This window comes from Streptomyces oceani (genome assembly GCF_001751245.1).
Classification (GTDB): domain Bacteria; phylum Actinomycetota; class Actinomycetes; order Streptomycetales; family Streptomycetaceae; genus Streptomyces; species Streptomyces oceani.
Genome location: NZ_LJGU01000152.1, coordinates 27,975 through 47,027, shown reverse-complemented (window position 1 = coordinate 47,027; position 19,053 = coordinate 27,975). Strand labels below are relative to the sequence as shown.

General features: G+C 72.2%; 18 protein-coding genes. 10 read left to right on the top strand and 8 right to left on the bottom strand.

Annotated elements, in window-relative coordinates; translation table 11 throughout:
* The first annotated feature begins 1 nt into the window (after window position 1).
* Window positions 2-856, top strand: a complete 855-nt coding sequence (locus AN216_RS23885; protein ID WP_244502631.1) for a M48 family metallopeptidase — start codon at window positions 2-4, stop codon at window positions 854-856.
* Window positions 857-893: 37 nt separating this feature from the next.
* Here AN216_RS23885 and AN216_RS23880 read toward each other — a convergent pair whose 3' ends face one another.
* Together AN216_RS23880 and AN216_RS23875 are read right to left on the bottom strand one after the other, a co-directional pair.
* Complete coding sequence (locus AN216_RS23880; protein WP_070198785.1) at window positions 894-1,547, bottom strand: phosphoribosyltransferase; 654 nt, start codon at window positions 1,545-1,547, stop codon at window positions 894-896.
* Between the two features lie 169 nt (window positions 1,548-1,716).
* Entirely contained in the window at window positions 1,717-2,190 is a 474-nt protein-coding gene (locus AN216_RS23875) for a GNAT family N-acetyltransferase (protein WP_070198784.1), read from the bottom strand.
* Between the two features lie 804 nt (window positions 2,191-2,994).
* Here AN216_RS23875 and AN216_RS23870 point away from each other — a divergent pair.
* From AN216_RS23870 to AN216_RS23845, 6 genes are all read left to right on the top strand, one after another.
* Window positions 2,995-3,915, top strand: a complete 921-nt coding sequence (locus AN216_RS23870) for a D-alanyl-D-alanine carboxypeptidase family protein (RefSeq protein WP_107402084.1) — start codon at window positions 2,995-2,997, stop codon at window positions 3,913-3,915.
* A 273-nt stretch (window positions 3,916-4,188) separates the two neighbouring features.
* Window positions 4,189-4,659 carry an SPW repeat protein gene (locus tag AN216_RS23865; protein WP_070198783.1) on the top strand — a complete coding sequence of 157 codons (471 nt, stop codon included), beginning with the start codon at window positions 4,189-4,191 and terminating at the stop codon, window positions 4,657-4,659.
* A 400-nt stretch (window positions 4,660-5,059) separates the two neighbouring features.
* The gene (locus AN216_RS23860) at window positions 5,060-5,290 is read left to right on the top strand and encodes a hypothetical protein (protein WP_070198782.1); all 231 of its coding nucleotides are present in this window, start codon (window positions 5,060-5,062) and stop codon (window positions 5,288-5,290) included.
* A 174-nt stretch (window positions 5,291-5,464) separates the two neighbouring features.
* Window positions 5,465-5,860 (top strand): TOBE domain-containing protein, encoded by a 396-nt coding sequence (locus AN216_RS23855; RefSeq protein WP_070198781.1) that lies wholly within the window; start codon window positions 5,465-5,467, stop codon window positions 5,858-5,860.
* A 3-nt stretch (window positions 5,861-5,863) separates the two neighbouring features.
* Window positions 5,864-6,682, top strand: a complete 819-nt coding sequence (gene modA / locus AN216_RS23850) for a molybdate ABC transporter substrate-binding protein (RefSeq protein WP_070198780.1) — start codon at window positions 5,864-5,866, stop codon at window positions 6,680-6,682.
* Between the two features lie 182 nt (window positions 6,683-6,864).
* Complete coding sequence (locus AN216_RS23845) at window positions 6,865-8,808, top strand: ABC transporter permease (protein ID WP_070198825.1); 1,944 nt, start codon at window positions 6,865-6,867, stop codon at window positions 8,806-8,808.
* Between the two features lie 70 nt (window positions 8,809-8,878).
* On the opposite strand, the gene AN216_RS23840 is transcribed toward AN216_RS23845, so the two are convergent.
* Window positions 8,879-9,424, bottom strand: a complete 546-nt coding sequence (locus AN216_RS23840; RefSeq protein WP_070198779.1) for a universal stress protein — start codon at window positions 9,422-9,424, stop codon at window positions 8,879-8,881.
* A 319-nt stretch (window positions 9,425-9,743) separates the two neighbouring features.
* On the opposite strand from AN216_RS23840, the gene AN216_RS23835 reads away from it, so the two are divergent.
* Together AN216_RS23835 and AN216_RS23830 are read left to right on the top strand one after the other, a co-directional pair.
* A complete protein-coding gene (locus AN216_RS23835; protein WP_070198778.1) occupies window positions 9,744-11,216 on the top strand; it encodes an alpha-lytic protease prodomain-containing protein in 1,473 nt (490 codons plus the stop codon).
* A 161-nt stretch (window positions 11,217-11,377) separates the two neighbouring features.
* A complete protein-coding gene (locus tag AN216_RS23830) occupies window positions 11,378-11,950 on the top strand; it encodes a PepSY domain-containing protein (RefSeq protein WP_070198777.1) in 573 nt (190 codons plus the stop codon).
* A gap of 60 nt (window positions 11,951-12,010) precedes the next feature.
* Here AN216_RS23830 and AN216_RS23825 read toward each other — a convergent pair whose 3' ends face one another.
* Window positions 12,011-12,679, bottom strand: coding sequence for a LuxR C-terminal-related transcriptional regulator (locus AN216_RS23825; protein WP_070198776.1), 669 nt, complete (start codon window positions 12,677-12,679; stop codon window positions 12,011-12,013).
* Complete coding sequence (locus AN216_RS23820) at window positions 12,643-13,962, bottom strand: sensor histidine kinase (protein WP_079166926.1); 1,320 nt, start codon at window positions 13,960-13,962, stop codon at window positions 12,643-12,645. The genes AN216_RS23825 and AN216_RS23820 overlap by 37 nt, the downstream gene beginning before the upstream one ends.
* Before the next feature lie 217 nt (window positions 13,963-14,179).
* On the opposite strand from AN216_RS23820, the gene AN216_RS23815 reads away from it, so the two are divergent.
* Window positions 14,180-16,129 carry a serine hydrolase domain-containing protein gene (locus AN216_RS23815; RefSeq protein ID WP_079166925.1) on the top strand — a complete coding sequence of 650 codons (1,950 nt, stop codon included), beginning with the start codon at window positions 14,180-14,182 and terminating at the stop codon, window positions 16,127-16,129.
* Between the two features lie 65 nt (window positions 16,130-16,194).
* Here AN216_RS23815 and AN216_RS23810 read toward each other — a convergent pair whose 3' ends face one another.
* The 3 genes from AN216_RS23810 to fabG form a co-directional block, all read right to left on the bottom strand.
* Window positions 16,195-17,037 (bottom strand): 4'-phosphopantetheinyl transferase family protein, encoded by an 843-nt coding sequence (locus AN216_RS23810; RefSeq protein WP_079166924.1) that lies wholly within the window; start codon window positions 17,035-17,037, stop codon window positions 16,195-16,197.
* Window positions 17,038-17,098: 61 nt separating this feature from the next.
* On the bottom strand, window positions 17,099-18,208 hold the full coding sequence (locus AN216_RS23805; RefSeq protein ID WP_070198774.1) for a class I SAM-dependent methyltransferase: 1,110 nt from the start codon (window positions 18,206-18,208) through the stop codon (window positions 17,099-17,101).
* Window positions 18,209-18,302: 94 nt separating this feature from the next.
* The gene (gene fabG / locus AN216_RS23800; RefSeq protein ID WP_070198773.1) at window positions 18,303-19,052 is read right to left on the bottom strand and encodes a 3-oxoacyl-[acyl-carrier-protein] reductase; all 750 of its coding nucleotides are present in this window, start codon (window positions 19,050-19,052) and stop codon (window positions 18,303-18,305) included.
* Window position 19,053: the final 1 nt, after the last annotated feature.

Here is a 19,053-nt window from a genome sequence, read left to right as displayed (position 1 = left end):
TGTGACCGCATCCGCCGACGCTCGCACCACCTCGGCCTCCACCGCTCCGCTAGCCGAGGGGGACCAGTTGGCCGTCAGTGGACTCACCCTGAGCGTTCGGGTCAGTGCCCGACGTAGGCGCTTCGCGTTGACCGTGGAGCAGGACGCCCGTCTCACGCTGCACGCGCCCGTGGGTCGCTCCGCCGGCGATGCCGAGGCTTTCGTGCACGCGCACCACGCTTGGGTGCTCGGCAAACTCGCCTTGCGGGAGCGGACGCGCCCGCTGCACCCGACGAAGCGCCTCATCGAGGGGGAGGTCTTCCGCTATCTCGGTCGGACGTATCGGCTGACGGTGCTGGACGAAGCGGTGCGAGACCACCGAGTGCGGTTGGTCGCGGGGCGGTTGGTGCTGGACCGTACTCGTGCCGAGGACCCGAAGCGTGGTCGGGCGGCTCTGGTGGACTGGTACTGCCGGACGGGCACGGCCTGGGCGGCGGGCAGACTTCAACCCTGGGCGGCCCGCATGGGCGTGCCCGAACCTCGACTGGATGTGCGGGACGTCGGGACTCGCTGGGGACGGTACGTGCCGGGCGAGCGGGTCCGTACGCCTGGCGCCTACGGACCGGAGCAGCTCGGTGCGGGCCGGATGAGCCTGGGCTGGTCACTCTTCCAGCTTCCGATGCACCTCGTCGACTACGTCATCGCGCACGAGTTGGCGCATGTGAGGGTGGCCGGCCACGGTGCGGACTTCTGGCGGCTGCTTGGACTTGCCTTGCCGGAGTATGCGCAACGGCGAGCGGAGTTGGACGAGCTGGGGCGACACATGTGGATGGGAGGCATCGAGCATGAGAGCAGCGGGGTGGCGCCCGTCCGCTGATCTCGTTGAGTGGTCGTAGCCCATCCGCGCCCGGCGGCTACCAGGCCGTGTGGGACGACTGGAGTATCTCGATGACCTCGTCGTCCCCGAGCTGTTCGAAAGCGTCGTACCACTGCCCCACCGCCTGGAACGCCGCCGGTTGGTGTGGGCACACCAGCTCGTCGACTTCCGGCTCCAGCGCCGCCACGGCCTGCGGCGAGCCCACTGGGACGGCGAGTAGGAGCCGCGACGGCTCCTGAGCGCGTACGGTCCGCAGCGCGGCGCGTGCGGTGAGCCCGGTGGCCAGTCCGTCGTCGACCACGATCACCGTACGACCGCCCAGCTCGGGCGCCGGCCGGCCGTCGCGGTACAGCTCCTCGCGCCGACGCAGCTCGTCCCGCTCGTGTGCCGCCCGGGGCTTGAGGCCGTCGGCGGTGAGCCCGAGCAGGTCGAGCGTGCGCTGGTCGTAGAGCGGCGGCGCGTCGCCCGCCAGGGCGCCCACCGCCAGTTCGGGGTTGGCTGGCGCGCCGATCTTGCGGGCTACCAGCACGTCCAGGGGCGCGTGCAGACCGGCGGCCACCTCGCTGCCGACCGGTAGGCCGCCCCGGGGCAGCGCGAGGACATACGGGTCGGTGAGCCGCTCGGCCGTGTGCCCGCTGGTGAGCCGCTCCACCAGGGCGCGTCCGGCGTCCCGGCGGTCCCGGAAGCGCATGGGCGGTCCTCCCTCCGGCCGCGCTGGAGCCCGTACGGGCGCCTCGCCGCCCGGGTGCCCGTCGCGTACGCGGGGAAACGCCGAGCCGTACGACGGTCGGGCGTACGGCCGTGGCGCCCGCCTCACGTACGGTGGCGGGCCGGGAGGCGGCGGGCCGGCCGGGCGGGACTCACTCCAGGGTGAGCGACAACTCCTCGATCTTCTCGCCGCGTGCCCGGGCGAAGATCCGCTGACCGCGTCCGGTGACGGTGAAGCCGCACTTCTCCAACACCCGTAGGGACCCGGCGTTGTCCGCCGCCACGTGTGCGTGCAGGGGCCGCGTCCGCTCCAAGGCGACGAGTCCGCGCAGCGCCGCACCGGCGACCCCGCGCCCCCAGTAGGCGGACGCGATCCAGTAGGTGACCTCCCGTTCGTCAGGTGGCCCGAACGCGGCCGCGTGCCCGGCCACCGCCTCGTCCACCAGGACGGTCCGCACGGTGACCGCCGGGTCGGAGCGCACCGTCGCCCAGTGCGCGTCGAACCGTCCCCGGTCGTAGTGGTACTCGCGGGTGACCGCGGCCATCCACTGTGCCGCCGGCTCGCTCATGTGGGTCCAGAAGACGTCCACATCGCTGTCCGCCACCTCACGTAGCGTGATCCTCATCGGGTCAGCCCTCCCCGCTCGCCTCGTTCGCTTCGTCGAACCTACCGGCGTGGTTCGGCGGTGTGGTCGGGGTTGAGCACACCGAGCGGGTGACGCGGGTCGTAGCGCGCCGCCTCGGCCCGCACGATCACGGCGGTCACGTAGTGGGTCACGGCGTCGTGCAACTCGCCGGCGATCCAGGCGGGTTCGGCCGCACACGGGACTCCTCGGCGACCGGCGACGGCGTTCGACCTCCGTGACGCGGGCCGAGCGCGGTCACGACCCGGCGCCTCAGGTGAGCACCAACGCCGGGCAGAGGAGGACGAATCCGGCCACGGGCTCCGTGCCGAGCAGATGGAGCACGGTCGCCGCTAGGGCCAGCACGTCGAAGGAGTGGTTCGGTAGGCCACCGAGTTGAGTTCCGTGACCTCCACGTCCCGGTTCGGTGAGCGGCCGTCGGGACAGTCACCGCGAAGCAGGGAAGGGGAGGCCGCCGGGCCGGCGTACAAGCCGGCACCGCCTCGGGTAGGGTGCAAAACGGGCCTGTACACGGTGCCCGGGGGTGCGCGCTCCGAAGTCGGACTGCCGTCAACGGGTGCTTCTGGCGAGGGGGTTACGAACGGCGACGGTGGATGTGTCGTCAACTCGACCAACGGTCGACACCTCGCGTGTCGTGTGGATGCGGTCGCCCTCACCCGCGCGTGTTCCAGGATCAGGCCCAGCTCGTCGCTTCGCCGCACCGTGGCCTGACCAGCCGACCACACGGTCCGGTTGAGGTGGCGAAACCGACAGACCGTGAGAGCGCAGCACGACCGGGAGCACGTAATGCAGCACAAGAAGAAGAAGCTCATGCGCCGTTGGGGGATAAGCCTGGGCGCGGTGGCGGCCACGGGGGCGGTGCTGGTGGCGGTCACGCCCGCGCAGGCCGCCGGCCCGGAGGAGGTCAACGCCAAGGGCGCCTACCTCATGGAGGGGGACGGCGAGGAGCTGTGGGGCAAGGGCACCGACACGCGACGGGAGATGGCCAGCACGACGAAGATCATGACCGCCACGGTGGCGCTGGAGACGAAGGGCGCCCTGGACGAGAAGGTCAAGATCAAGCAGGAGTACCGGGACTACGTCGAGCGCGAGGGCGGCAGCACCGCGGACCTGCGGACGGGGGACGTGCTGACCGTCGAGCAGTTGCTGCCGGCGCTGATGCTGCCCTCCGGCTGCGACGCCGCGTACGCCATCGCGGACACGCTCGGCAAGGGCGACACGATCAAGGAGCGTACGGCCTCCTTCATCGGCAAGATGAACCGGACCGCCAAGCAGCTGGAGCTGGGCGACACCAAGTTCGACTCCTTCGACGGCATCTCGCAGGGCGGCGAGAACTACAGCACGCCCAAGGACCTGGCGAAGCTGGCCCAGCACGCCATGGAGAAGGAGCGCTTCTCCTCCGTCGTGAAGAGCACCAAGAGCGTGGAGGAGGCGACCAACGGGCGTACGTACACCTGGCACAACACGAACCAGCTGCTCGGCTCGTACGACGGGGCGATCGGCATCAAGACGGGCACCGGTACCCGTGCCGGGTCCTGCCTGGTGTTCGCGGTGGAGCGGGACGGGCGCACCGTGGTCGGCGTCGTGCTGGGCAGTGACAGCACGAAGAAGCGGTACGCGGACGCGAAGAAGATGCTCGACTGGACCTTCGACACGAAGAGCACGATGAACCTGCGTGAGCTGCCCGAGGGCGCTGAGCGCGACTGATCGAGCCGCTGCCTGCCGCTGTCCGCTGGTCGAGCGGGCCGCGGACGTAGCGGAGCGGCCGTACGGCCGAAGGGGCGGAAGCCACACCCGGGGCCGGTGCGACAGCGCACCGGCCCCGGCGTGCGTCCGGAGTGCCGGGGCGCCGGAGCCGGGGGGCGGAGCGCTGCGGGAAATCTGACGCACATCGCAAATCATGGCGTTTGGTGCTGTGCCCACGGGGACTCGGATTTTGGGAGGTATCCGACATAACGCCCCGATGGGAGGCAGAAGATCATGACAGCACCGGCTTCGCGCATCGAGCAGCACCCCGATCTGGTCGAGATGCGGGATCGCTACGACCGTGCGGCGGCTGCTCCCAGCGCACAGGTCCTGGAGGGCTTGACCTTCCTGGCCGGTATCTACATCGCGATCTCGCCCTGGGTGGTGGGCTTCAACGACGTGTCGACGCCGCTGGCCGTCAGTAACCTGGTCGTTGGTCTGGCGTTCGCCGTTCTGGCCTTCGGGCTGAGTTCCGCGTACGGGCGGACGCATCCGCTCGCCTGGACCGCGCCGCTACTCGGAGCCTGGGTGATCATCTCGCAGTGGGTGATCGCGGGAGCGCCGACCTCGACCTCCGTCGTCCTGACGAACGTCATCGCCGGTGGTGTCGCCGCCCTGTGTGGCCTCGCCATGATGGGGCTGAGCGTCACCGGGAAGAGCAAGGGTGACGGCGGCGGACGGGGCAGGGCTGAGACCCAGCGCTGATCCGGTACGCCGCGAGCACCCGGCGCAGGCGCCGTGACGAAGCGAAACGAGCTGACAGGAGAGGGTGGCGAAAGCGCGGTGAGTATGGGATGGGACGAGTAGGAGCGACGAGCACGGGCGGGTGACTGGTGGGGACACGGCGGCACGCCGATGTGCTTCCCGCTTGACCGCCCGGGCCGTATCCACCGTGGTCCCGCGACAAGTTCGCGGTCCACGGAGAACGTGCGGGGACGGGTCGAGGTTGGCTGAGCCGCCTCGGCCCGCGCCCGTGAACGCCCGCGTCGGCGGTCTGGAGGCGGGCGGGCGAAGCGACTTGAGGCCACTCGTCTAGGCTCGGCGTCATGTGCACGCCCACCGATCCGCGGCTGTCCCCGGGCCGGTGACGAACGAAGGGAACGCCATGGGCAAGAAGGACCCCAAGCCGCAGCGCGCCACCGTTGCGGGCAACCCGCTGAGCTGCGTCGTCTGCAAGCACGACGTGTTCTGGCAGCGGGACGTGAAGCTCAACACCGGGGCGAAGGAACTGTTGGGCATCGCGTTCGTCGACCAGACGGCGTCCGGCTTGGTCTGCTGGTCGTGCGGATACGTGCATCTCTTCGTGAGCGACAGCGTCAAGCTCCAGGACGCCTGATTCGCGCCAACTCACGTGTCACGCCGGGCCCCGTGCCCGGCGTGACGTGTTCTCGGAGCCGCCACGCCGCCCGTGCGCGAGCGTCGCGTACCGGCCGACTGTGCGGCGCAGATGCGAGGACTGTGTGAGTTACGGGTTTGTGGATGCATGGCAAGCGCTCGTATTGTTGCGCACATGCAGTCGTACACCATCGGCCAGGCCGCCCAGCTGCTCGGCGTGAGTCCCGATACGGCGCGGCGCTGGGCGGACGCCGGTCGGATCGCCACCCGCCGCGACGAGGCGGGGCGCCGACTCGTCGACGGGCGGGACCTCGCGGCGTTCTCCATCGAGCTGGGCCAGGACGGCAACGAGAACGACGAGCCCTCCTACACCTCCGCGCGAAACGCCTTCCCGGGCATCGTCACCGCCGTCCGGCTCGGGGACGTGGCCGCGCAGGTCGAGATCCAGGCCGGCCCGCATCGCCTGGTCTCGATGCTGACCCGGGAAGCGGTCGAGGAACTGGGCTTCGAGGTCGGGGTGCGGGCGACCGCCCGGGTCAAGTCCACCAGCGTGCACATCGACCGGAGTTGACGGATGCGGGGTGACGAGCAGGGTGCGCGTACGGCGGTCCGCTGGCGCGGTTCGACGGTTCGGCGGCGGGGCCCGGCGGCCTTGCTGACCGCCGCGCTGCTGGTGCCACTCGCCGGCTGCGGCGGCGCGGACGAGGGCGGGGCCGGGGGAGACGGGCGGGCCGAACTGACCGTGCTGGCCGCCTCCTCGCTCACGGACGCCTTCGAGAAGCTGGGCGAGACCTACGAGAAGGAGCGTGACGACACCAACCTGAAGTTCTCCTTCGCCGGATCCCAGCAGCTGGCCTCCCAGGTTCGCCAGGGCGCGCCGGCGGACGTGCTGGTCACCGCGAACGCCGAGACCATGCGGGACGTCGGGGACGAGACCGAGAACCGCACCGTCATCGCCAGGAACCGGCTGGTGATCGTCACCGGCGAGGGCAACCCGAAGGGCGTCGACTCGCTGCGGGACCTGGCCGACGATCGGCTCAAGGTGGTGCTCGCGGCCCCCGAGGTGCCCGTGGGCGACTACAGCGCTCAGGTGCTGGACGAGCAGGGCGTCGCGGTGCGCCCGGTCTCCGAGGAGGCGAACGTGCGTGCCGTGCTGAGCAAGGTGGAGTTGGGCGAGGCCGACGCCGGCATCGTCTACGCGACCGACGCGGCCACGGCGCCCAACAAGGTCGACACGGTCGCCATCCCGGACGAGGACAACGCGATCGCCAGTTATCCGGCCGCCAGCCTGGCGGCGTCCGAATCGCCGGAGCGGGCGGCCGACTTCGTGCGGTGGCTGCGTACGCCGGACGCCCAGGAGGTTCTGCGCGCCGAGGGCTTTCAGCGACCTTGAGGCCCGCCGACCGCAGCGCACGAGACGGGAGTTCCGACCCCGGGGGGCCGGGCTCGCGGCCTCCCCGCCGCTTCCCGAGGCCGGGTGGGGAGCGCGCCGCCCGTACGTCCGGTGGCACCCGTACGTCCCCTGGCGCTGGTACGTCCCGCGCCGCCCGTACGGCGCCCGCGGCACGCGCCTCGCTGGTACTGGCCCTCCCCGCGCTGCTGGCGATCGGCTTCCTGCTGCTGCCGCTGCTCGGCATCCTGGCCCGCACGCCGTGGAGTGACCTGCGGGAGCACCTGACCTCGCCCGAGGTCAGTGAGGCCGTCGGGCTGTCGCTCCTCGTCTCGCTCTGGGCGCTGGCCCTGGCGCTGCTTCTCGGGGTGCCGCTGGCCTGGTTGCTGGCCCGGGTGCCGTTCCGGGGCAAGGCGCTGGTGCGCACCCTGGTCCTGCTGCCGATGGTGCTGCCGCCCACGGTCGGCGGCGTGGCGCTGCTGCTGGCCTTCGGCCGCCGCGGACTGCTCGGGCCGTGGCTGGCGGACACCTTCGGGGTCACCCTGCCGTTCCACACCTCGGGCGCGGTCATCGCCGCCACCTTCGTCGCGATGCCGTTCCTGGTGATCAGCCTGGAGGGCACCCTGGCCGGGTTGCGTCCGCGGTACGAGGAGACCGCCGCGTCCCTGGGTGCCTCGCCGCTACGGGTGTTCGGCACCGTCACGCTGCCCATGGTCGCTCCGGGGCTGGCCGCCGGCGCGGCTCTGACCTGGGCGCGGGCCCTGGGCGAGTTCGGCGCCACCATCACCTTCGCCGGCAACCTGCCGGGCACGACCCAGACCCTGCCACTCCAGGTCTATCTGCTGCTGCAGAACCGGCCGGAGGCGGCGACCTCCGTCTCGTTGCTGCTGCTGGTGATCGCCATGGCCGTACTGACCGCCCTCCGGGGGCGCTGGGCCGGCGGCTCGACGGGCACGGCGCGGGACGGCGGGACGCGGGACGGCACGGCGCGGGACGGTGGGGCCCGGGACGGTGGGGCGCGTACGGCCGACGCGGCGGAGCCGGGGGAGCCAGCCGGGCCAGCCGAACCGGCGGAGCCCGCCGTGACCGAGGAGCGCTGGCCGCTGCACGCCGAACTGACCGGCTTCCTCCGCCTCACCTTGGACGCCGAACCCGGCAGCACCATCGCCGTCGTGGGACCCAACGGCGCGGGCAAGACCACCCTGCTCCGTGCCCTTCTCGGCCTCACCCCGCGCGCCCACGCCGCACTGCGGCTCGGCGCGGACGAGGTCGCCGCACAGCCCACCCACCGTCGGGGAGTCGCCTGGGTGCCCCAGGACGGCGCGCTGTTCCCGCACCTCACCGCGCTGGCCAACACCGCGTACGGCCTCCGGGCGCACGGCGTGCCCCGGCGTACGGCCCGGCGCGAGGCGCGGCGCTGGCTCGACCGGCTGGGCGTCGGCTCTCTCGCGCACCGCAGGCCGGCGCAGCTGTCCGGCGGCCAGGCCCAGCGGGTCGCGCTCGCCCGCGCCCTCGCGGCCCGTCCCCGACTGCTGCTGCTGGACGAGCCGTTGGCCGCGCTGGACCAGACCACCCGCACGTACGTACGGCACACGCTGCGCGATCACCTCGCCGGCTTCGGCGGCGTCTGCCTGCTGGTCACCCACGATCCCGTCGAGGCGGTGTCGTTGGCCGACCGGGTACTCGTCCTGGAGGAGGGCCGCGCGGTGCAGGACGCCTCCCCGGCGGAGGTCACCCGTGGCCCGCGCTCCTCCTGGGTGGCCCGGATGCTCGGCCGGAACGCCTGGCCGGGCACCACCACGGAGGCGGGGCTCGCGCTACCCGGCGGCGGCCGGCTGGCCGTGGCGGACCCGCTGGCCGTGGGCGAGGAGGGCATGGCGATCATCGCCCCGGAGGCGGTCGCGCTGCACCGGGAGCGGCCCACCGGTAGTCCGCGGAACGTCTGGTCCGGGGTGGTGCGGGAGATCGCCGGCGTGGGCAGTCGGCTGCGGGTGCAGGTCGCCCTCACCCAGGCGCCGGACCTGGTCGCGGAGGTCACCCCGGCCGCGGTCGCGGAGCTGGGTCTGCGGGAGGGCGCGGCGGTCTGGGCGAGTGTCAAGGCGACCGAGACCACGCTCGTACGCCTCTGACGGCGGGCCGGCTCGTACGTACGGCCCGGGTCCGCCCGGAGCGTACGGCCCGGAGGACCGAGCGACCGGTTCACGCCGTGCCGCGTCCCCCGGTCAGGGCGGTCCGCTCGTGCTCGCTCCCGTCCGCGTCCCCCTCCGGGTCCCTGGGCGGCAGCACCACCACCGGCAGGTGTGCGTTGTGCACCACCTCGGTGCTGGTCGAGCCCAGCGTCAGCCGCCCCCACATGCCGGAGCCGCGGGAGCCGACCACCAGCATGGTGGCGTCCCGGCTGGCCTCCAGCAGGACCTTCGCCGGGCGGCCCGGCTCGGCGACCGGCTCGACCCGCACATCCGGATTGCCCAGCTCCGCCAGGACCTCCCGCACGGTCTCGGTGACGTCGTGCAGCGCGTTGTCGTAGACCTGCCGGTACAGCGCGCCGTCCGGGTCGGGGGCGGTGAGCCAGCCGTAGGCGGCGTACCGGTCGGGCGTGTACTCGTACGCGCACACGGCCCGCACCGGGAGTCCGCGCAGGCGCGCCTCCTCCATACCGAAGCGCAGCGCCCGGCGGGCGTGGTCGGAGCCGTCGGCGCCGACCACGATCAGTCCCTCGTGGCGGGTGCCGGGTGTCTCAGCCATGGTGTGTCTCCAAGGTCGGTGGCGGTTGCCGTGGATTCGGAGCGTCCGGGGGTGTCCTTCCACCTGATGTGTGGTGAATACACCTCAGCGTGCCGAGTGTCCAGGTTTCCGCCTCCGTACCAGCCGTCGGCGGAGCCACCGGGTGTCAGCGCGGTAGCGCCACCGCGGGGCGCCGGGTGCGTTGCTCCGGACGTGCGGCTCCGGGTCCGCCGTTCGACTCACGTTGACGCGTACGGAGGCAGCGCGCGCCCCGATCGCCGTCGGTGCGCCGCGGGCGGTGGATACGGTTTCGCCACCCCCACAGAAACAGGAGACGCACATGCTCCACAGACGCGTCATGGCCGTGTGCTCGGCCCTCGCGACGGCCGGCGCGCTCGCCCTGGGCGCCGCGCTGCCGGGCACCGCCGTCGCTGCCACCGGGGTCGCCCCGGTGGCGGACACCTCGGCGACGGACCGCGCGACGACGGACAGCTCGGCGCCGAACGTCACGGAGCCCGCCGCCAGTTCGTACGCCCCAAAGATCTCCTCGGGCCAGCTTCGGGCGATGCAGCGGGACTTCGGGCTGAACGCCGAGCAGGCGCGGCAACGGCTGGTCCAGGAGCGTACGGCCGGGGCGACGGCTGGCCGGCTGCGCGCCCAGCTGGGCGGGGACTTCGCCGGCGCCTGGCTGCGCGCCGGGCAGCCGGCACAGGGGCAGGAGCGGGCACGACTGGGGGAGAAGGCCGGGCTCACGGTCGCCACCACGGACCGCGCGGACGCCGAGGCGATCACCGCCCGTGGTGCCCGGGCCGAGGTGGTCGAGCACAGCCTCGCCGAGCTGACCGCCGCGAAGGAGGCCCTGGACGCCGCGGCCAAGCGGCACGCCCCGGCCGCCACGCCGGTCTGGTACGTGGACGTACGCAGCAACAAGCTGGTGCTGCTCAGCTCGAAGCCCGCGGAGGCGGAGCGCTTCGCCGAGTCGGCGGGCGTACGGACCGCGCACGTCACGGTGCGGAAGTCCGCAGTGGAGCCACGCACCTTCGCCGAGCTGCGCGGGGGCGATCCGTACGTCGTGGGCGGCGAGTCGCGCTGCTCCATCGGCTTCCCGGTGACCAAGGGGCGGATGTCCGGCTTCGTGAGCGCCGGGCACTGCGGTGACACCGGTGACACGGTGACCGACCCCGACGGGAAGTCGCTGGGCACCTTCCGCGGCTCCAACTTCCCGGGCGACGACCACTCGTACGTGGGGGCGAACAGCGACTGGACCGCCTCCGCCACCGTGAACGGCTACGACACCAAGGACCAGGCGATCGCCGGCTCCACCGAGGCGATGGTCGGCGCGTCCGTCTGCCGCTCCGGTTCCACCACCGGCTGGCACTGCGGTTCCGTCGAGCAGCTCGACACCAGCGTCCGCTATCCACAGGGCACGGTCACCGGGGTGACCCGTACGGACGTCTGCGCCGAGCCGGGTGACTCCGGCGGCTCCTTCGTCTCCGGGGACCAGGCGCAGGGCATGACCTCCGGCGGGTCGGGGAACTGCACCGACGGCGGTACGACGTACTTCCAGCCGGTGAACGAGGCACTGGACACCTACCAGGTCTCCCTCGCCACCACCTCCGCGGGCGAACGTGCCCCGACGAACCCCGATGCCGAGGAGGGCGGTTGGGCGGCCTCCACGGTGTACGAGGCCGGCGACGTGGTCAGCTACGACGGCGTGGACTACCGGTGCCTCCAGAGCCACCAGGCGCAGCCCGTCGGCGCCCCGTCCGACAACTCGCGGCTCTGGCAGCGGATCCCCGAGCCGGGTCAGTAGTCAGGAGCACCCACACGGGCCGCCGCTCCCCCCGGCCCCGGTACCGGACCCCACTCGGGCGTCCCGGCACCGGGGCCGACACCTGTCACCCGTCCACGCCGTACGGGTGGCACCGCACTCGGGACGGGAACCCGTCCGGGTGCTCGGGTACGCATCGCGGCATGGGTCTGAAGAGAACGGTCCGGCGGCGACGTCTGCTGCGCGCCGGCCTGGTCGGCGTGCTGTCGGTGTCCATCCTCACCCTCTCGGGCTGCCGCGACGAGACGGAGGAGCACGAGGAGGTCCTCCCCATGGTGGAGGTGCCCTACTCGACGGCGATCCGCCAGTCGCTGGCCGAGGTCCCGAACAGCCACCTGGTCAGCCTCGGCCTGGGTGAGGACCAGGACGGCGAGCCCGTCTGGCACGCCGAGGTGCTGGCGGAGGACGGTACGCGGCACCTGGTACGTGTCGACGCCTCACGCGTCCGCGTCCACGGCACCGAGACCCTCGAGCGGGACGGCGCGGGCGCGTCCCCGCGGGAGCGGGCGAAGATCCTGCCGGAGGAGGCCGCCCGTGAGGTGACGGAGCCGGACTTCGGCAAGGTGACGGCCATCGAACTGCGACGTCGTGACCACAGGGTCGTCTGGACGGTCGACGTGACGACGATCAAGGACGACCACGTGCGGGCGTACGACGTCGACGCGAGGACCGGCAAGGTGCTGGACCTCAGGTCGGCGTCGCCGCGGCACGACTGACCGCCCGGCGTCCCGGGCACTCGCGCCTGCGCGCGCTGGCGCGGTGCCCCCGGGCGAGCGTTACTCCGCCGCGCCCACGGAGTCCTTGAGATACGTCAGCACGGCCCGCACCCGGCGGTTGTCGTCGTCCGAGGTGGGCAGGTCGAGCTTGGTGAAGATGTTCGAGGTGTGCTTGATGACCGCCCGCTCGGTGATCACCAACCGTTCCGCGATCGCGGCGTTGGATCGGCCCTCGGCCATCACCTCCAGCACCTCCAACTCCCGGGCGGTCAGCCGGCTCAGGCTGCTCTCCCGAGCCGTACTGCTGCCGCTGAACAGCCGCGCGACCACCTCCGGGTCCATCGCGGTGCCACCCCGCGCGACCCGGTGCACGGCCTCGACGAACTCGTCCGGGTCGAACACCCGGTCCTTGAGCAGGTAGCCGATGCCGCCGTTCCCGTCGGCCAGCAGCTCCTTGGCGTACAACTGCTCGACGTACTGCGACAGCACCAGCACCGGCAGCCCGGACAGCTCCCGGCGGGCCCGCAGGGCGGCCTGCAGACCCTCGTCGGTGAACGTCGGAGGGAGGCGTACGTCCACTACCGCCACGTCGGGCCGCTCGTCGACGAGGGCGCGGAGCAGGTCCGGACCGTTGTCCACCGCCGCGGCGATCTCGAAGTCGTACGCCTGCAGCATCCGGATCAGGCCGTCCCTCAGGAGAAACTGGTCTTCGGCGAGGACAGCGCGCACGGCAGCTCCATGGTGAGTGTGGTCGGACCGCCGACCGGGCTGGTGAGGGCCAGGACGCCGTCGAAGGTAGCAAGCCGCCGCTCCATGCCGCGCAGCCCGGTGCCGTTCGCCGGGTTCGCGCCGCCGGCGCCGTCGTCCATCACCTGGGCGCGCAGCATGCCCTCGGCGTACCAGAGGTCCACCGTGACGCTGCGGGCGGAACCGTGCTTGGCGGCGTTCGTCAGCGACTCGGACACGGCGAAGTACATCGCGGACTCCACGGGCGCCTCCGGCCGGCCCGGCAGCTCCGCGTTCACCTCCACCTGGAGCGGGCTGTCCATCCCGAGGGCGCGTACGGCGTCCGCCAGGCCGCGGTCGGCCAGCACCGGCGGGTGGATGCCGCGGACCAGGTCGCGCAGCTCGTTCAGTGCCTTCGCGGAGGCGGTACGGGTATCGGCCAGGATCGTACGAGCGGCCTCCGGGTCCTTGCTGAGCAGCCGCTCGGCGACGCCCAGGTTCATGCCCATCGCGACCAGCCGGGCCTGCGCGCCGTCGTGCAGGTCCCGCTCGATCCGGCGCAGTTCGGCGGCGCTGGTGTTCACGGCGTCACTACGGGTGGCGGTGAGGTGGTGCACCTTGCGCGCCATCTCGGTGGGGCCGAGCAGACCGTGCGCGAACCGCGCGTGCACCCGCAGCAGGGCCGGACCCATCAGGTAGCCCAGCAGCATGAAGGGGGCGCCGAGGACGGCGGCGGTGAGCGCGGTGCCGCTGTTGGTGACGTGCACCAGGACGTACCAGTCGTTGCCGCCCGCGTCCACGATCGGCTCCCACAGGAAGGGCATGCTGACGCCGAAGAGGCCGTAGGCGAAGACGGACAGCGGCAGCACCAGCAGCACCACGCCCACCACCGGGTTCACCAGCATCCACAGCAGGTCACGCCAGGTGGCCGGGTCGCTCAGCAGGCCCATGGTGCGCTGTAGCCAGCCCTTCCCGCCGGTGTCGGTCTCCCGGGCGGGGAGGTACGGGTCGCCGATCTCGACGCCGGACCAGTTCCGGGCGCAGCGGCGCTGGATGTTCAACAGTCCGCGTACGGCGATCACGACCGCCGGCACCAGGAAGACGCCGAGGCCGATGCTCAGCAGCGAGATGGCGGTCACCAGGAGCCCGAAGAGGAGTACCTCGACCGGTGCCAGTGCGAGGAGCGCCAGCGTACGGCCCATCGCGCGGAAGGCGTTGGCGGGCCGCAGGTCGGCCTTCCGGCCGCCCTCCGGTCCGCTGCGCTGATCGGTGCTGACGATGCTCATCCCGTGTTCCCCTCATCAGGCGGCCGCGTGCCGCTGTGTGTATCCCAGTCTCCGGATCGGAGCGACGAATCTCATTGGACCTCCGTGGCGTCTCCCAGGGTGCAGTTAAGTACCCTCCTGAGACCACCAAAGACCATGGCACGTACGGTCCGCGCATAGTTGACTTGCTGTCATCAGATCTTCGGATATCCCAGCGTGCGGCCGAAGGAGCCAACAGATGACAGCCCGACGGGTCCTTGCCCCGATGACCCTGGTCCTCGGTATCGTCCTGGCGCTGCTGGGCGGGGTGACCCCCGCCCTCGCGACGCCCGCACCCCAGGCGTCGCCGCAGCGGGGGCCGAACGCCGCCGCGGACCCGGACGAGTTGGGCGCGAAGCTGGACAAGCTCGTGAAGCGACAGCTGAAGGAGTACGACATCCCGGGCGCCGCCGTGTCCGTGGTGTCCGGCGACGAGCAGCTGATGGCGCGGGGCTACGGCACGCCGGACACGCGGCAGCCCGAGCAACGTGTGGACCCGGAGCGTACGGGCTTCTTCATGGGATCGGTCGCCAAGGCCTTCACCGCGGTCGCGGTGCTGCAACTGGTCGAGGACGGCAAGCTCGACCTGCGTACGGACGTCAACGAGTACCTGAAGAGCTTCCAGATCGAGGACACCTACCCGGACCGGCCGGTCACGCCCTTCAACCTGCTCACCCACACCGCCGGCTTCGACTTCAGCATGGTCGGCACGGCCAGCGACGACCCGCGGGACACCGGGGAGTTGGGCGAGAGCCTGGAGGAGAACCAGCCGGAGCGGGTGCGTCCGCCCGGCGAGGCCGCGAGCTACGACAACTACGGCGTGGCGCTCGCCGGCTACGTCGTCGAGCAGGTCTCCGGGCAACCCTTCGCGGAGTACGTCGAGCAGCGGATACTCCAGCCGCTCGGCATGTCCCGTACGACCTTCGAGCAGCCGCACCCGAAGAAGCTGCGGGACACCCGGGCGCGCGGCCACCGGCCGGCGGACGGCGGCCAGGAGACCGCGAAGGGACAGTACGGCGCGTGGACCCCGACCGGCGCCGGCGCCCTCTCCACCGCCGCCGACATGGGCAGGCTGGTTCGCGGGCTGCTGAACGACGGCCGGTTGGCGAACGAGCGAGTGCTCAGCGAGAAGTCCGCGGAACTCCTGCGGAAGCGGCACTACGGCAACGACAAGCGGCTTCCCGGAATCGCGTACATCCTGGAGGAGCGGCTGCACGACGGGCAGCGCTACCTGGTCAAGGACGGCGACATACCCGGCTTCCACACCAACATGGCGCTCTTCCCGGACAAGGACCTCGGCCTGTACGTCAGCTACAACGGCGACGGCGACACCGGCAAGGCCGCCCTGGCCGCCGACGAGGTCGTGCGGTTGGCGGCCGAGCACGTCTACGGCGGCAAGGCGGAGGGCACGTCGAAGCCGACCGTCCAGCAGGACATCGGCCAGTACGAGGGCAGTTACCGCGCCAACCGCACCAGTCAGTCCGACTTCACCCGCGCCTCCGCGCTGACCGGCTCGATCGAGGTCTCGGCTGGTGACGACGGCGTCCTGACCACCAGTGGCCCGCTCAGCGCCGACCCGGAGGTGACCGAGCAGAAGTGGCGGCAGGTGGAGCCGGGCGTCTTCCAGGAGGTCGAAGGCGCCACCCGGATCGCCTTCCGGGACGGTCAACTCACGGTGAGCACCGATCCCACGGTCGCCTACAACGAGGTCTCCTGGTACGAGTCGCCGGCGCTGCACATGCAGTTGCTCATCGGCGGGCTCAGCCTGATCTCGCTGACCATGCTCTGCTGGCCGATCATCGCGCTGGTGCGGCGCTCCCGGGACACCCGCGCCGGGCCGCGCGCGGCCCGGCTGCTGGCCTGGGTCAACAGCCTGCTGCTGGGCGGGGTCGCGGTCTGCTTCGCGATGCTTGTCGCGGACTCGAACGTGATGAACCAGACGGTGTTCCTGGGCGACTCGCCGCTGCTGACCGCCGTGCCGACGCTGCTGGCCGCCTCCGGGGTGGCCACCGCGGCGATGCTGTGCTGCGCGGTGCTGGCCTACTTCGGCCGCTGGTGGGGCTGGGCCTCGCGACTGCACTACGCCCTGACCGGGTTCGCGGCGCTGATCGTCCTGATGCTCGCGGGGAACTACGCGCTGTGGGGCTGACGGCGTGGCCGCGGCAGCCGGAGCCGCGGCCGGCGGCGGCCCGTCCCGGGCGGTGCTCGGCCGGCTCATGCCGGCAGGCCCGAACGCAGCAGCGCCTCGGCGTCGTGCTCCGTCACTCGGGGCGGGGCGACCGGTTCCCCGCCGAGCGGTCCCAGCACGCCGAGGCAGGCCCGGTAGCCCGTACCGGGAGCGAGGTCGACCAGACGCACGGCGCGCCTGGGGGAGCGGGGACCGGACCAGTGCAGCAGCGCGGCCGGGGCGTCCGGGGCGCTGACTGCGAGCCGGTCCGGCGACACCGCCAGGCCGTCCCCGGTGGCCTTCAACACGGCCTCCTTGCGCGCCCAGTAACGGGTGAAGTCGCCCGCCCTCAGGTGTGCCGGGCGGGCGGTGAGGGCGGCGTGCTCGGCCGGGGTGAGCGTCCTGGCGACGGTCGCCGGGGCCCGCTCACGGACCCGTTCCACGTCCACTCCCAACGGGGACCGACGCGCCACCGCCACCGCGACCCGGTGCGGCGTGTGGGAGAGCGAGAACTCCCAGTCGAGGGCGCGCTCCGGGCGCTCCGGTTCCTCGGCCCCGGCCGGTTCCTCGGCCCCGGCCGGTTCCGCGGGTTCCGCGGCTCCGGCCAGCCGGGGCTTGCCGTGCCGCGGGTCCCCGCAGCGCGCGCAGTCCGTACGGAAGGCCAGCTCGGCTGGCGACAGGCGGAGTTGCGCGCCCAGCACCAGCCGGGCCAGCGCGTGTGCCGTGAGGTACAGCGCACGGCTGGCCGGGGTACGCAGCCGCTGCCAGCGCGCACGCTCGCGCGCGTCCAGCAGTTCGACGGCCGGGCCATTAGCGCCAGTGGCACCAACGCCGGACACGCCCGCGTCGGCCCACCAGACCTGGCACTCGCCCGTGGCCAGCGGCGGCACCAGCGGCTGCTCCCACCGCGTTGACGCCGCCGCCCGCTCCCACCGCGTCAAGGCCGCCGGCTCAGGCGTGGCCGGCCAGCAGCACGCGGTGCATGGGAGCGTCCAGCAGGGCGATCCGGCGCAGTCCCGCGTCCGCCAGCCACTGGTCGTAGTCCTGCACGGTGAACGCGTCACCGCCGCCGGTGGCGAGCATGGACGCGGCGAACAGCCGGGAGAACTTGTTCTGCGTCGAACCGTCCTCGTCCTCGTCGACGATGTGGTCGGCGATCGCGATCACACCGTCCTCCGCCAGGCTCTTGGAGGTCTTGAGCAGCAACTCGTGCGCGGACTCCGGGGTCTGCAGGTGGAAGATGTTGACGAACAGCGCCAGGCTGCTGTCGTTGCCCCAGTCGTCGTTCCAGAAGTCGCAGATCTCCGTACGGAAGCGGTCCGCGACGCCCAACCGTTTCGCCTGCTCCTGGGCGATCGGGACGATCCGCTCCACGTCGAGGCCGCGCGCGCGGAGTTCGGGGAACTCGTTCAGCAGCAGCTGGCTGTAGATGCCCGTGCCACAGCCGACGTCGATCATGCGGCGGTCGGCTCCGGAGGTCCAGCCGTGCGCGCGCAGGCCCTCGGCGAGCACCTGGGTGATGGGTGGCGCCCAGAAGTTGATGCCGCGGACCAGCGCGGTGTAGTCCTCCTCGGATATCTGGTTGAGCTGCTGCGCGCCGCCCGAGGTGCGCGCGCCGGAGCGCACGTTCTCGGCCAGGTTGCGCCAGGCGTCCCAGGCGACGTTGCGGTCGTGCGTGATCTTGCCGGCGAGGCTGTAGAGGCCCCCGGGCGCGAACACCCCGTGCATCTCCGGCGGGAGGCTGTAGACCGGCTGCCCGTCCTCGCCCCGGGCCCGGCCCAGGACGTCGTACGCGTGCAGGCCGTCCAGCAGCACCCGGGTGGCGCGCAGGTCGGTGCCCAGCCGCTCGGAGAGCTGCGCGGCGGTGGCCGGGCCCTCGGTGAGCGCGGCGAACGCGCCCAGGTCCTGGGCGGCTTCGACGACTCCGGGCGCCCAGATGCCGACGAGGTGCTCGTACAGTCGGTGCGCGGCCCGTACTTCGCCGTCGCCCCCCTCGGGGAACAGCGCGGTGTCCACGAGCGGCGTGTGGTTGGCGGATGCGGTGGTGGCTGAGGTATTCAAGGTCTGAACTCCTTGTCGGACTCGGTACGCGGGTGGGAGGGACTGCGGCTGTCCGCCGCACCGCCATGTCGTCGGGCGGGCGGCTGGTCGCCGGTCACAGGACGATGCCGCCGTCCACCTGCAGCACGGAGCCGGTGACGTACGAGGCCCGCTCGGAGGCCAGGAAGGACACCGTCTCGGCGACCTCCTCGGCCCGGCCGAAGCGCCCGAGCGGGATCGCCTTGACCGAGCGTTCCCGCTGGGTGTCGCCGAGCGCGTCGGTCATCGCGGTCTCGATCATGCCGGGCGCGACAGCGTTCGCCCGGACGCCGTACCGTCCCGCCTCCTTGGCCAGGGCACGGGTGAGCGCGATGATGCCGCCCTTGGAGGCGGAGTAGTTGCCCTGCCCCGGATTGCCGTACACGCCGGAGACCGAGGAGAGGGTGATGATCGAGCCGGCCTTCCGCTTGACCATCTGGAACAGCACGGCCCGGCAGACGTGCGCGACGCCGTCCAGGTTCGTGTCGACGACCTGGTGCCAGTCCTCGTCGGACATCATCAGCAGCGGCTTGTCCCGGGTGACGCCCGCGCTGGTGACGGCCACCGCGATGGGGCCGAGTTCCCTCTCCGTACGGGCCACCCAGTCGCGTACGGCCTCGGCGTCGCTGACGTCGACCCGCTCCGCGAGGCTGTCCACGCCGACCTCGGACAGCTCCTTGCGCAGCTGCTCGGCGGCGTCCGCGTCGGAGCGGTAGCAGAAGCTGATCCGATACCCGTCCCGGGCGAGCCGCAGCGCCGCGGCCCGCCCGATGCCCCGGGAGCCGCCGCTGACGAGCGCGACGCCGCCGTTCTCCGGTGTGCTCACT

Excerpts from the sequence above, each read along its gene's own strand:
- AN216_RS23865 (WP_070198783.1), top strand. The coding sequence starts at position 4,189 with ATGACAGCACCGGCTTCGCGCATCGAGCAGCACCCCGATCTGGTCGAG.
- AN216_RS23855 (WP_070198781.1), top strand. The coding sequence starts at position 5,465 with ATGCAGTCGTACACCATCGGCCAGGCCGCCCAGCTGCTCGGCGTGAGT.
- AN216_RS23830 (WP_070198777.1), top strand. The coding sequence starts at position 11,378 with ATGGGTCTGAAGAGAACGGTCCGGCGGCGACGTCTGCTGCGCGCCGGC.
- AN216_RS23815 (WP_079166925.1), top strand. The coding sequence starts at position 14,180 with ATGACAGCCCGACGGGTCCTTGCCCCGATGACCCTGGTCCTCGGTATC.
- AN216_RS23880 (WP_070198785.1), bottom strand. The coding sequence starts at position 1,547 with ATGCGCTTCCGGGACCGCCGGGACGCCGGACGCGCCCTGGTGGAGCGG.
- AN216_RS23870 (WP_107402084.1), top strand. The coding sequence starts at position 2,995 with ATGCAGCACAAGAAGAAGAAGCTCATGCGCCGTTGGGGGATAAGCCTG.
- AN216_RS23820 (WP_079166926.1), bottom strand. The coding sequence starts at position 13,962 with ATGAGCATCGTCAGCACCGATCAGCGCAGCGGACCGGAGGGCGGCCGG.
- modA (WP_070198780.1), top strand. The coding sequence starts at position 5,864 with ATGCGGGGTGACGAGCAGGGTGCGCGTACGGCGGTCCGCTGGCGCGGT.
- AN216_RS23860 (WP_070198782.1), top strand. The coding sequence starts at position 5,060 with ATGGGCAAGAAGGACCCCAAGCCGCAGCGCGCCACCGTTGCGGGCAAC.
- AN216_RS23840 (WP_070198779.1), bottom strand. The coding sequence starts at position 9,424 with ATGGCTGAGACACCCGGCACCCGCCACGAGGGACTGATCGTGGTCGGC.
- AN216_RS23835 (WP_070198778.1), top strand. The coding sequence starts at position 9,744 with ATGCTCCACAGACGCGTCATGGCCGTGTGCTCGGCCCTCGCGACGGCC.
- AN216_RS23875 (WP_070198784.1), bottom strand. The coding sequence starts at position 2,190 with ATGAGGATCACGCTACGTGAGGTGGCGGACAGCGATGTGGACGTCTTC.